Source organism: Amycolatopsis sp. NPDC104587, from assembly GCF_055583645.1.
The window spans coordinates 112,281-124,167 of record NZ_JBVJNO010000017.1 but is presented as its reverse complement, the minus strand read 5'-3'; the positions used below and the strand labels follow the sequence as shown (position 1 = coordinate 124,167).

Annotated in this window: 12 protein-coding genes; 8 read left to right on the top strand and 4 right to left on the bottom strand. The window is 71.2% G+C overall.

The features are described 5' to 3' along the window. The first annotated feature begins 179 nt into the window (after window positions 1-179). Together ctaJ and ACZ61C_RS40470 are read left to right on the top strand one after the other, a co-directional pair. Complete coding sequence (gene ctaJ / locus ACZ61C_RS40475; RefSeq protein ID WP_465313236.1) at window positions 180-434, top strand: aa3-type cytochrome oxidase subunit CtaJ; 255 nt, start codon at window positions 180-182, stop codon at window positions 432-434. After that, window positions 421-909, top strand: coding sequence for a DUF5130 family protein (locus tag ACZ61C_RS40470; protein ID WP_465313235.1), 489 nt, complete (start codon window positions 421-423; stop codon window positions 907-909). Before ctaJ ends, ACZ61C_RS40470 begins: the two co-directional genes overlap by 14 nt. Window positions 910-1,065: 156 nt before the next feature. Here ACZ61C_RS40470 and pepN read toward each other — a convergent pair whose 3' ends face one another. Then, a complete protein-coding gene (pepN, locus tag ACZ61C_RS40465) occupies window positions 1,066-3,633 on the bottom strand; it encodes an aminopeptidase N (RefSeq protein ID WP_465313234.1) in 2,568 nt (855 codons plus the stop codon). Window positions 3,634-3,793: 160 nt separating this feature from the next. On the opposite strand from pepN, the gene ACZ61C_RS40460 reads away from it, so the two are divergent. After that, complete coding sequence (locus tag ACZ61C_RS40460) at window positions 3,794-4,414, top strand: mycothiol-dependent nitroreductase Rv2466c family protein (RefSeq protein ID WP_465313233.1); 621 nt, start codon at window positions 3,794-3,796, stop codon at window positions 4,412-4,414. A 7-nt stretch (window positions 4,415-4,421) separates the two neighbouring features. Here ACZ61C_RS40460 and ACZ61C_RS40455 read toward each other — a convergent pair whose 3' ends face one another. Both ACZ61C_RS40455 and ACZ61C_RS40450 read right to left on the bottom strand, forming a co-directional pair. Beyond that, entirely contained in the window at window positions 4,422-5,231 is an 810-nt protein-coding gene (locus ACZ61C_RS40455; RefSeq protein WP_465313232.1) for an MBL fold metallo-hydrolase, read from the bottom strand. Continuing rightward, a complete protein-coding gene (locus ACZ61C_RS40450; protein WP_465313231.1) occupies window positions 5,228-5,950 on the bottom strand; it encodes a 2-phosphosulfolactate phosphatase in 723 nt (240 codons plus the stop codon). Before ACZ61C_RS40450 ends, ACZ61C_RS40455 begins: the two co-directional genes overlap by 4 nt. Window positions 5,951-5,995: 45 nt before the next feature. On the opposite strand from ACZ61C_RS40450, the gene ACZ61C_RS40445 reads away from it, so the two are divergent. Together ACZ61C_RS40445 and ACZ61C_RS40440 are read left to right on the top strand one after the other, a co-directional pair. Then, the gene (locus tag ACZ61C_RS40445; RefSeq protein WP_465313230.1) at window positions 5,996-6,469 is read left to right on the top strand and encodes a ribose-5-phosphate isomerase; all 474 of its coding nucleotides are present in this window, start codon (window positions 5,996-5,998) and stop codon (window positions 6,467-6,469) included. Next, complete coding sequence (locus tag ACZ61C_RS40440) at window positions 6,469-7,275, top strand: Fpg/Nei family DNA glycosylase (RefSeq protein ID WP_465313229.1); 807 nt, start codon at window positions 6,469-6,471, stop codon at window positions 7,273-7,275. The genes ACZ61C_RS40445 and ACZ61C_RS40440 overlap by 1 nt, the downstream gene beginning before the upstream one ends. A gap of 277 nt (window positions 7,276-7,552) precedes the next feature. On the opposite strand, the gene ACZ61C_RS40435 is transcribed toward ACZ61C_RS40440, so the two are convergent. Then, window positions 7,553-8,371 (bottom strand): hypothetical protein, encoded by an 819-nt coding sequence (locus ACZ61C_RS40435; protein WP_465313228.1) that lies wholly within the window; start codon window positions 8,369-8,371, stop codon window positions 7,553-7,555. 148 nt (window positions 8,372-8,519) lie between these two features. On the opposite strand from ACZ61C_RS40435, the gene ACZ61C_RS40430 reads away from it, so the two are divergent. The 3 genes from ACZ61C_RS40430 (at window position 8,520) to ACZ61C_RS40420 (ending at window position 11,790) form a co-directional block, all read left to right on the top strand. Next, entirely contained in the window at window positions 8,520-9,395 is an 876-nt protein-coding gene (locus ACZ61C_RS40430) for an LLM class F420-dependent oxidoreductase (RefSeq protein ID WP_465313227.1), read from the top strand. A gap of 5 nt (window positions 9,396-9,400) precedes the next feature. Beyond that, window positions 9,401-9,850: a nuclear transport factor 2 family protein gene (locus ACZ61C_RS40425; protein WP_465313226.1), complete on the top strand. Its 450-nt coding sequence runs from the start codon at window positions 9,401-9,403 to the stop codon at window positions 9,848-9,850. Window positions 9,851-10,218: 368 nt separating this feature from the next. After that, the gene (locus tag ACZ61C_RS40420; protein ID WP_465313225.1) at window positions 10,219-11,790 is read left to right on the top strand and encodes a carbohydrate-binding protein; all 1,572 of its coding nucleotides are present in this window, start codon (window positions 10,219-10,221) and stop codon (window positions 11,788-11,790) included. Window positions 11,791-11,887: the final 97 nt, after the last annotated feature.

Sequence of the window (11,887 nt, the reverse complement as noted above, 5' to 3'; positions counted from 1 at the left end):
CAAGACGACAGCGGCGGGTGCGGCCGCCTGTACGTTGAGTTGCAACCTTTCGGCCCGACGGTCTTCGCCCCAACGTTCCATCGGCCGCGAGCCAAGCGGCGGACGGCACCCGGCTTACGACGAACGGTCGAGTGCGGCGCGCGCGGTGGTCGTGGAGGTCATCCGATACGCTCAGCGCCGTGAACGTTGTCGAGACGATCGTGGTCTTCGCCGTGATCCCGCTGGCCATCTACGGCCTCGCCGGGCTGCTGACGCTCCGGCGCAGGTCCGGCGGCGCAGCGCGGTTCCGGTCCGGCCAGGCGTGGGAGTTTCCGGCCATGTGGTGGAGCGCCAACCCCGACGGGGTGGGCGACGGGCACCGGCACGCCGGCGCCGAGAACAGCGCGCCCGCGGGCGCCCCGACCGCGGCGGGAGGCGCTCGTGGCAACTGGTGAGCTGGTCAAGCCGGTCGACGAGACCGAGCTGGCCTACGGCGAGGCGATCACCGGCAGCGGCCGCCGGTCCGCGGCCAAGATGTACGAGCCCGAGGTGCCGTCCGGCCCGTTCAACACCCGGCAGCTGGCCCGCCTGGACGAGGCGCTGACGTTCGCGAGCCGCGAGACCGGCCTGGACTTCAGCGTGTACCTCGGCGAGCTCGGCGAGGACAGCCGCGCGGAGGCGGAGAAGCTGCACGCGACAACGGCCGACCCGGCCAACGCGGTCCTGATCGCGGTCTCGCCCGGCGAGCGCAAGATCGAGATCGTCACGGGCCGGCTCGCGTACCAGCGCCTGCCCGACCGCGGCGCCAAGCTGGCGGTGGCCAGCATGGTGGCGTCCTTCAAGGAGGGCGATCTGGTTCGCGGGCTCGTCAACGGCCTGGTGAACGCGCTGCGCATGCTGTCCGACCAGGCGGGTCCCGCGCCCCGCTGACGCAGCCACCGAAGAGCCCCGCACCAGCCGGTGCGGGGCTCTTTCACGTGCGGCGCCGGTTCCGAGCGCCCCAATGTGGCCTTCGGTGCGTCAGACGCACCCAAGGCGGCCTTCGGTGCGTGAGACGCACCCAAGGCCGCCTTGGGGTGCTCGAAATCAGGCCTGGGCGTCGAAGTCCCGGGCCGCGAGCGCCCGGACGATCCCCGCGCGCCCCTCCGACACCAGCCGCCGCAAGGCCTGCGGGTGGTCGCCCGCCAGCCACTCGTCGGAGGCCGTCACCGTGGCCGGGGCCACCGCCCACGACGGGTACAGCCCGATCGCCATCGGCTGCGCGCGCTCGCTGGAACGGCGCTGCCACACCTCGTCGATCACCTCGAAGTACTTCGCCACGTACGAGCCCAGCAGCGCCTTCTGGCCGGGGTGCGAGAAGCCCGAGATGAGCGAGTCGCTGACCGCGTTGGGCAGCTCGTCGTCGTGGACTGCGCGCTGCCACGCGTCGGCCTTGGCCTCCGCCGTCGGGCGCAGGGCCCGCGCCCGCTCGGCCTGGCGGCGGCCCGTTGCCGTGTTGTCGCGGGCCAGCTCGGCGTCGATCTCCGTCGCGTCCGCCTTGCCGTGCGCCACCAGCGCGTGAAGCAGGCGCCAGCGCAGGTCCGTGTCCACCGTGAGACCGGGAAGCGGCGACGAGCCGTCGAACCAGCCGGCCAGCACCGACAACGCAGCCTCGTCCAGCACCGAGCCCGCCAGGGAGTTGACGAACGCCAGCTGGTGGTCCGAGCCCGGCTCGGCGCCGCGGACGAGCTCCAGCAGCCGTGCGGTGAACGCCGGCCAGCCGGTCGAGGCCGCCCACTCCTGCTCGGCGTAGGAGTTCAGCGCGGTCTGCGCCTGCAGCAGCAGCCGCTGGACGACGCCGACCTCGCTCTCGGTGTGGATGCCGCGCTGCACCAGCGTGACGAAGTCGCGGGCCTTCAGCTCGGCCTCGCGGGTCATCTCCCACGCCGCCGACCAGCACAGCGTCCGCGGCAGCGACTCGGTGATGTCCGCGACGCGGTCGATCAGCGTCGTGAGCGACGTCGGGTCGAGGCGCATCGTGCAGTAGGTCAGGTCGTCGTCGTTGACCAGCACGAGCTTGCCCGCGGCCTGGCCGACGAGGTCCGGGACCTCGGTGCGCTCGCCGTCGACGTCCAGCTCGACGCGGTGGGTCCGGACGATCTTGCCGCCGCCGTCCTCGTCGTAGATGCCCACGGCGACGCGGTGCGTGCGCAGCTCACCGGCGCCCGGCTTCGCCCCGGACTGCACGACGGCGAACGACGTGAACTTCCCGTCCGCGCCGACCTCGTAGCGCGGGCTCAGCGAGTTCAGCCCGGTGGTCTCCAGCCACTGCGCGCTCCACCACGACAGGTCGCGTCCGGACGCCTCTTCCAGCGCGCCCAGCAGGTCGGCGAGGGTGGCGTTGCCCCACGCGTGCTTGCCGAAGTACACCTTCAGGCCGTCGAGGAAGTGGTCGAGCCCGACGTAGGAGACGAGCTGCTTGAGCACGCTCGCGCCCTTGGCGTAGGTGATGCCGTCGAAGTTCACCTCGACCGCGTGCAGGTCGACGATGTCCGCGGCGATCGGGTGCGTCGAAGGCAGCTGGTCCTGGCGGTAGGCCCACGACTTCTCGATGTTCGCGAAGCTGGTCCACGCGTTCGTGTACTCGGTCGCCTCGGCCTGGGCCAGCACGCTCGCGAAGGTGGCGAACGACTCGTTCAGCCACAGGTCGTCCCACCAGCGCATGGTGACCAGGTCGCCGAACCACATGTGCGCCATCTCGTGCAGCAGCGTTTCGGCGCGCCGCTCGTAGGCGTAGCGGGTGACGCGGCTGCGGAAGACGTAGTCCTCGAGGAAGGTCACCGCGCCGGCGTTCTCCATCGCGCCCGCGTTGAACTCCGGCACGAAGAGCTGGTCGTACTTGGAGAACGGGTAGGGCGTGCCGAACTTCTCGTGGTAGAAGCCGAAGCCCTGCTTGGTCTCGGTGAACAGCCGGTCGGCGTCCATGTGCTCCGCCAGCGACGCGCGGCAGTAGATGCCCAGCGGGATCGTCTTGTGCGCGTCGGTGTACTCGTCGCGCCACTCGGCGTACGGCCCGGCGATCAGCGCGACCAGGTAGGTCGAGAGCCGCTCGGACTCCTTGAACACCGTCCGGACCGCGCCTTCCGGCGTCTCGGAGGTGGACTCGGCCATCGTGTTCGAGACGACCTTCCAGTCCGCCGGCGCGACGACGGTCAGCCGGTAGACCGACTTGAGGTCGGGCTGGTCGAAGCAGGCGAACATCCGCTTGGCGTCGGCCGTCTCGAACTGCGTGTACAGGTAGACGCTGTCGTCGACCGGGTCGACGAACCGGTGCAGGCCTTCGCCGGTGTTCATGTACCGGCAGTCGGCGCGCACCGTGAGCTCGTTCGCCTCGGCCAGGCCGGCCAGCGTGAGGCCGCGGTCTTCGACGTACGCGCTGACGTCGACGTCCGCGCCGTTCAGGGTGGCCGAGTGCACGCGGTCGGCGACGAGGTCGACCCAGGTCTCCAGCCCGGCCTTGGCGCTGGAGAAGTGGACGGTCGTCGTCGACGCGAAGGTCTTCTCCCCGGGTCCGCCGTGGCCGTCGGTCAGATCGAGCTCGATGTCGTAGCGGGTGACGTCGAGCAGATCCGCGCGCAGCTTGGCTTGGTCGCGGGTCAGGTTGGGGGCGGGCACAGGCACCTCTGGTCGTGGGATCGGTTTTCAACTCCCCGCATCCAATCATGGGGACGGGGTGGCGGGCGATAAGGGAACAAGCCTGCGTCCCGAGGTGTTGGCCCGCTGTGTGGGGGTGTGCCCGCACCCAGACCGGACCTGATTCGCACAGGAGTACCTGATGACCGCTGCCCAGCAGCCCACGAAGGTCGATTTCTACTTCGACCCGATCTGCCCGTTCGCCTGGATCACGTCGCGCTGGATCCTCGAGGTCGAGAAGCACCGCAACCTCGACCTGAACTTCCGGATCATGAGCCTTTCGGTCCTGAACGAAGGTCGGGACGAGCTGCCCGAGGAGTACAAGAAGCTGCTGTCGCAGGGCTGGGGCCCGGTGCGCGTGGCGGTCGCGCTGTCGCAGCTCAACGGCGAGAAGGCGCTGCGGGACTACTACACCGAGTTCGGCACCCGCTACCACAACGAGGGCAACAAGGACCGCGACGCCGTCATCAAGGAGGCCCTGGCCGCCATCGGCGCGCCGGCGGAGCTCTACGAGGCGGCCGACAAGACCGAGTTCGACGAGGCCCTGAAGAAGAGCCACCACGAGGGCATGGACCCGGTCGGCATGGACGTCGGCACCCCGACCATCCACATCGACGGCGTGGCGTTCTTCGGCCCGGTGCTCAGCTCGATCCCGCGGGGCGAGGACGCGCTGAAGGTGTTCGACGGCGCCGTCGCGCTGGCGAGCTACCCGGACTTCTTCGAGCTCAAGCGCACCCGCTCGGGCGAGCTCAACTTCGGCTGAGACGCCTTCAAGGCGTCCCGAGGGCGGCCAAGGTGACGTCGCCGGGGTAGCGCGAAGCTGCCACGGCGGCCTCCTCGGTCGTCTCGCCGCGCCCGACGCCGGCCTTGAGCGCGATCAGCTCGTGCAGGCCGTGGCGGTGGTAGCGGACGAAGTCGGCGTCGACGGGCTCGCCGTGGCCGGGCACGATCACCCGCGGCTTCAGCTCGAGGAGCGTGTCGAGCGTGTCCGGCCAGGCGGTCAGGTCGGATTCGGTGCTGAAGGAGAACGCGCTGAAGCCGTGTTCGGCGTTCTCGACGACGTCGCCGGCGAAGAGCACGTCGACGTCGGGCACGTGCACCACGACGTCGTGGTCGGTGTGGGCGCGGCCGGGGTGCAGCAGGACGGCGGTCCGGCCGCCCAGGTCGAGCTCGGTCCGGTCGGTGAACAGGTGGTCGGGCACGACGAACGTGGTGCGCGCGATGGCGTCGGCGGTCGCCGCCTTGCCCTCTTGCCGGTAGTAGGCGATCCACTTCGCGCGCGCGTCTTCCGCGTACTCGGTCAGCTCGGCGCCGCAGCCTTCGTGCGCCCAGACCGGGCAGGGCGTGAACCGCTCGGTGCCCCAGGTGTGGTCGAAGTGGGCGTGCGTGTACACCACCGACCACGGCAGCGAGGTCAGCTCGCGGACCGCCGTGGCCAGCTCGGCGCCCTGCTCGAGGTCACCGCGCGTGTCGACGACCAGGCAGCGCTCGGCGCCCACCACCAGCCCGACGGTGAGGTCCAGCTCCTCGTACCGGCGCGCGTGCACCCCGTCGGCGACCTCGATCCAGTGCCCGCTCATGCCAGTACTCCTTCGCTCAGGACGGGTGCAGCATCGCTCACGTCGAGCCGCGCGGCCAGCGTGACGTCGGCGCCGTGCCCCGATTCGGTCAGCTCCCGGCCGGAGACGCAGACCGCCAGCGCGCCGACGTCCACCGATCGGGCGGCGAGCGCGGCTTCGGGGGACAGCGAGAGGCCGTGCCCGGCCAGCGCGGCGGCGATCGCGCCCGCGCCGACCTGGTCTTCGACGCACGGGCGCAGCGGCCCGAACGTGTCGCCGTCGCCGAAGATGTTCACGCCCCAGCGTTCCCCGGCGGCGACCAGGCCAATCGGGCCGCCCAGTTCCCGTGCTTTCGCGGCGACGGCGGAAGCGTTGCGCAGGCAGCCTGTCAGCACGTGAGCGCCGGTCGTCGCGGCGGCTTCGCAGAGCGTCGCGCCGTTGGGCGAGGGGAGCGCGAGCAGCGTCCCCGGCGGGATTTCCGTCACAGAAGACGGCCTGAGGGTGAACGCGCCTTCTCCCGCGACCACCGCGCCGGCCGCCCGCGCCTGCGCCACACCGCGCTCGTCGCGCCACCGCACCGGCAGCACCCGGCCGCCGCGGCCGACCACGAGATCCGTCGTGGTGCTGAAGGAAAGGACGTCGACGACCACCAGCACGGCGCACTCCCGGCCGAGCGCGGCGACGCCTTCGCCGCCCCAGTCGAGCCGGACGTCGTAGCCGGACTGCTCCCAGATGCCCACCCCCGGAGCATGCCCGAAACCGGACGGGGTGGCAGACTCCCAGCCGTGCGTGTCTACTTGGGATCCGACCATGCCGGTTTCGAGCTGAAGAACCACCTGGTGGCTCACCTGGAGAAGCAGGGCCACGAGGTCACCGACATCGGTCCGCGGGTCTACGACGCGGCCGACGACTACCCGGCGTTCTGCGTCGAGACGGCGTTGCGCGTGGTGGCCGACGAAGGCAGCCTCGGCATCGTCGTCGGCGGCTCGGGCAACGGCGAGCAGATCGCGGCGAACAAGGTGCCCGGCGCGCGGGCCGGCCTGGCCTGGAGCGTCGAGACGGCCAAGCTGTGCCGCGAGCACAACCACGCCCAGCTGATCGGGGTCGGCGCCCGGATGCACACCGTCGAGCAGGCCACCGAGATCGTCGAGGCGTTCCTGGCGACCGACGTCTCGCCGGAGGAGCGCCACGCCCGCCGCGTCCAGCAGCTGCTGGACTACGAGCGCACCGGGACGCCGCCGGCGCTGCCGGAGGCCTGATGCCCGAGGGGCACACGCTCCACCGGCTCGCGCGGCTGCACAAGCGCCGGTTCGCCGGCGCGCCGGTCGAGGTGAGCAGCCCGCAGGGCCGGTTCGCCGCCGAAGCGTCCCGTTTGGACGGTCAGGTGCTCGTCGGCGCCGAGGCGTACGGCAAGCACCTCTTCCACGACTACGGCCCGCACGGGATCGTCCACATCCACCTCGGCCTGATCGGGATCTTCGGCGAGGGCAAGGTTCCGGCGCCGCCGCCGGTGGGCGCGGTCCGGATGCGGCTCGTCGGCCGGACACAGTGGACGGACCTGCGCGGGCCCAACACGTGCGAGCTGCTCGACCCGGCCCAGGCCGACGCGATCAAGGGCCGCCTCGGCCCCGACCCGCTGCGCCGCGACGCCAAGCCGGAAAAGGCGTGGGCGCGGATCTCGAAGTCGAAGGTCTCGGTCGCCGCGTTGCTGATGGACCAGGCCGTGCTGGCCGGGGTGGGCAACGTCTACCGCGCCGAGGTGCTGTTCCGCCACGGTGTCGCCCCGATGACGCCGGGCCGCGCGCTCGACCGGGCGCTGTGGGACGACATGTGGGCCGACCTGGTGACGCTGATGCGCGACGGCGTCCGCGTCGGCCGCATCGACACGGTCCGCCCGGAGCACCTCCCGGAGGTGATGGGGCGCGCGGCGCGCGTCGACCGCCACGGCGGCGAGGTGTACGTCTACCGCCGCGCCGGCGAGCCGTGCCTGGTCTGCGGGACGCCGGTGCTGACGTCGGAACTGGTGGGCCGGAACCTCTACTGGTGCCCGACCTGTCAGAACTGACATGAATGGGTCATTCATGTCGTCTGGCGACATGAATGACCCATTCATTGCGTCCGGGGTGCGTCGTCGAGCCGGAGCGCGGCCGGGCCAGCGCGCGCGTGCTGCACCGATACGTAGCCCTCGGGCTGCGCTCCAGCTGCCAGGTCAGGGCCCGTCGTCGTGCGGCCGTGCAGGACCGAGCGTCCGGCATCCGGGTCGACGCAGCGCGCAGCGAGGGTCCGCCCGATCACGACCAGGCCCGGCACGCGACCTCACGGGTCGAGGCCCCGGCCGGCGGTCAGAAGTCGAAACCGCCGCCGTCGAAACCGCCACCATCGAAGCCGCCGCCGTCGAAACCGCCGCCGCCCCAGTCGCTGCCGCCCATGTCTCCGCCGCCGTCGCCGCCGAAGTCGCCTCCGCCGTCACCACCGTCGCCGCCCGCGTCACCGGACTCGAGCGCGTCCTGCTGGCCCGCGTCGTAGCCCGACTCCCAGGCCGACGCGCTGGCGATGCCGCCCATGCCGGAGAACATCGCGCTGAACAGGAACATCGACCCGAGGCCCCAGGCGCCGGCGACGAGCGCGGGCTTCCACCACGGCTCGCTGTACCAGCCCTGCGGCACCGGCCGCCCGGCCACACGGCCGCCGGGGTAGTAGTACGGCGTGTCCTGGCCGGCGTCGGGCGAAGCGGCGTAGTGCTGGCCCTCGACGTCGACGTCGCGGCGCTCGGTCACCTTGCCGGCGCGCTCGCGCTCGGCCTCCTCCGGCAGCTGCGGGCCGGGGTCCATGCCCATCGCGACCCGCGCGGCGCGGACGTAGTAGAGGCCCTCGACGGCGGTGTCCTTGACCAGCCGGGCCTGCTCGATCGTGCGGGCCTGCTCCATCTGCGAGCCGGCCGCGTTGTAGCGCTCGGCCGCGTCGGCCATCGCCTGCTGCGAGGCGGTGTCGTTGCCGCTGATGTTGAGGACCTGACCGCCGAGCCGCTCGACGAGCCGGCGCGCGTCGGCCTTGGCGTCGTCGAGCTCCCGCTGCCGGGCCGCGGCGCGCTGCCGCGAGAAGTAGAGGCCGCCACCGACGATCACGACGACGAGCACGATCAGGAAGATCGCGGTGCCCATGGACCAACTCCCAGAAGTTCGGGCCTCGGTGACCGGAAGTCACCTTTGATTCGGACAACGCGGACGTTACGCGGAGGGTTCCCGGCGAGTGATCCGGCACACCGTTCCACCTGGCCGAGGAAACTAGAACACGTTATAGTTCAACGCTATGAAGTTCACCCTGTCGATCGCGATGAACCCCCTCGATCAGCTGGGCGAGCTCGCCCGGGCCGCCGAAGAGGCCGGTTTCGCCTCCATCGCCCTGCCGGACTCGCTCTTCTACGCCGAGACGGTGGACACGGACTACCCGTACACCCCCGACGGCAGCCGGTTCTGGACCGCGGACACCCCCTGGGTGGACCCGCTCGTGGCGACCGCCGCGATGGGCGCGGTCACCAGCCGCATCGAGTTCTACACGTCCGTGCTGAAGCTCGGCTCGCGCAACCCCGTGCTGCTGGCGCGCCAGGTCGGCTCGGCGTCGGTGCTCACCGGCGGCCGGTTCGGCCTCGGGCTCGGCGTCGGCTGGCTGCCGCAGGAGTTCGAGTACTGCGGTGTCCCGTTCGAGCGGCGCGGCAAGCGCGTCGACGAGGCCATCGACGTCCTCCGGCTGATCCTCGACGGCGGCATGGTCGAGTACCACGGCGAGTTCTACGACTTCGACAAGATCCAGATGAGCCCGGCGCCGCCTTCGCGCGTCCCGTTCTACATCGGCGGCCACACCGAAGTCGCGCTGAAGCGCGCGGCCCGGGTTGCCGACGGCTGGTCGTCGGCGATGATGAAGCTCGAGGAGCTGCGCGCCACCATCGCCCGGATCAAGGAGCTGCTGGCCGAGCGCGGCCGCGCGGACGACCCGTTCGAGTACCAGGCCGTCTGCATCGACAAGTTCGGCCTCGACGGCTACCGCGAGCAGGCCGAGGCCGGCGTCACGGACGTCATCACCATGCCGTGGGTGTTCGACGGCGTCGGGTTCGACGCGCCGGTCGAGCCCAAGCTCGAAGCGATCCACAAGTTCGGGGCCGAGATCATCGCGAAGTTCGAGGAGTGACGGGCATGGGTGTGCAGGTCAGCTGGGACACCGAGCGGGAGCAGCCGGCGGCGCGGCGGGCGGCGTTCGCGTCGATGACCGCGGTGACGGCGGGGGACAAGGACGCCTGGCTGGCGCTGTTCGCGCCGGACGCCGTCGTCGAGGACCCGGTCGGGCCGTCGATGTTCGACGCCGAGGGCAAGGGCCACCACGGCCCGGACGGCATCAGCGCGTTCTGGGACATGACGATCGGCAACGTCGAGCGCTTCGAGTTCACCATCCGCGACTCCCACGCGGCGGGGGACGAGTGCGCCAACGTCGGCACGATCACGACGTACCTGCCGGGTGGCTACCGCGTCGACACCGACGGGGTGTTCGTCTACCGCGTCGGCGAGGACGGGCTGATCCGGTCGATGCGGGCGTTCTGGGAGACCGAGCGCGCGATGGCGACGGCGCGGCAGGTCGAGGAGGAGTGACGTCCCGGCCGCTCGCGCGGTCGGGTTCCTGCGCGGCTCGCCACTCCGCCGCCACGCCCGCAGCCCCGCTCCGCCGCCGCCCCGCCCCACCCGCCCCGCTCCGTCGCTGCGCCGCCCTGTCAGGCTGCGCCGCCCGCCACTCCGCTGCTCGCCATCTCGCCGCCCACCCCGCCCCGCTCCGCTCTGACACGCTGCGCCTCCCGCTTCCCGCCACTCCGCCCCGCCCCGTGACACCGGGGGAGCCTTCCGGTGGGTCCCGGCCAGCGGAAACCCAATCTCATATCTGATACATGATCTCTTGACTCCGGGTTAGGCAGGTCTCTTTACTAACTGGTGTAGACCTCTGATGTCTTCACCAGGGAGCCAGCATGTCCTTTCTCCGGCGAACGGCGGTCGCGGCCGCCGCGCTCGCGCTCGCGGCCAGCGGCACCGTCCTGACCCAGACCCCGGCGTCCGCCCTGGAAAACGGGCTGCTGCGCACCCCGCCGATGGGGTTCAACAACTGGAACTCCACGCAGTGCAAGGCCGACTTCACCGAAACGATGATCAAGGGCATCGCGGACATCTTCGTGAGCAAGGGGCTCAAAGACGTCGGATACACCTACGTCAACATCGACGACTGCTGGGCGCTGCCGAGCCGGGACTCGAAGGGCAACCTCGTCCCCGACCCGGCGCGCTTCCCGCACGGCATCAAGGCGCTCGCCGACTACGTCCACGGGAAGGGCCTGAAGTTCGGCATCTACACCAGCGCCGGCACGAAGACCTGCAACACCGCGGGCTTCCCCGGCGGGCTCGGCCACGAGCAGGCCGACGCGAACCTCTTCGCGAGCTGGGGTGTCGACTACCTGAAGTACGACAACTGCAACAACCAGGGTGTCGACGCGCAGCAGCGGTACAAGGCGATGCGGGACGCGCTCGCGAAGTCCGGCCGGCCGATCGCGTACTCGATCTGCGAGTGGGGCCAGAACAAGCCGTGGACGTGGGCCGCGCCGGTCGGGAACCTGTGGCGCACCACCGGGGACATCTCCGACAAGTGGTCGAGCATGATCGGCAAGGCCCAGACGAACCGCGGCCTCGCGCAGTACGCCGGCCCCGGCCACTGGAACGACCCGGACATGCTGGAGGTCGGCAACGGCGGCATGACGGCGGCCGAGTACCGCACGCACTTCAGCCTCTGGGCGATGATGGCGGCGCCGCTGCTGATCGGCAGTGACCTGCGGAAGGTGTCCGACGACAGCTTCTCGATCCTGAAGAACACCGACGTGATCGCGCTCGACCAGGACGCGCTGGGCAAGCAGGCGACCGTGCTGAGCGCCGGCGGCGGCTTCGTCGTCTACAGCAAGGTGCTGGCCGACGGCGACCGCGCGGTGGCGCTGTCCAACGAAACCGGCTCGACGGCTACGATCAGCACGACGGCGGCCGCGACCGGCATCGGCAGCGCGTCGTCGTACTCGCTGAAAGACTTGTGGAGCAAGGCAACCCGGACGACTTCGGGTCCGATCAGCGCTTCGGTGCCGTCGCACGCGACCGTGCTGTACCGCGTGTCCCGCGGCGCCGGCTCCTCGACGCGCTACGAAGCCGAGTCCGCGACGCTCTCGGCGGGCGGCACGATCGACTCGAACCACGCGGGCTTCTCCGGGACGGGCTTCGCGAACGGCGCCAACGCTTCCGGCAGCTACGTCGAGTGGCAGGTGCCGGGACCGGCGTCGGCGGTGACGTTCGGCTACGCGAACGGCACGGCGGCGGCGCGCCCGGTGGACATCACGGTCGACGGCACGGTGGTCGCCGCGGCGGTGCCGTTCCCGCCGACGGGCGCGTGGACGACGTGGAGCACGGTGACCCGCACGCTCGGCCTCGGCGCGGGTCCCCACACGATCCGCGTCACCGCGACCACGGCCGACGGCCCGGCGAACCTGGACTACCTGGACGTTTCACCCTAGGGCCCTGGGGGGGGGGGGGGGGGGGGGGGGGGGGGGGGGGGGGGGGGGGGGGGGGGGGAGGGGGGGGGGTGGGGGGGGGGTGCTTCTCGTTTCTTTA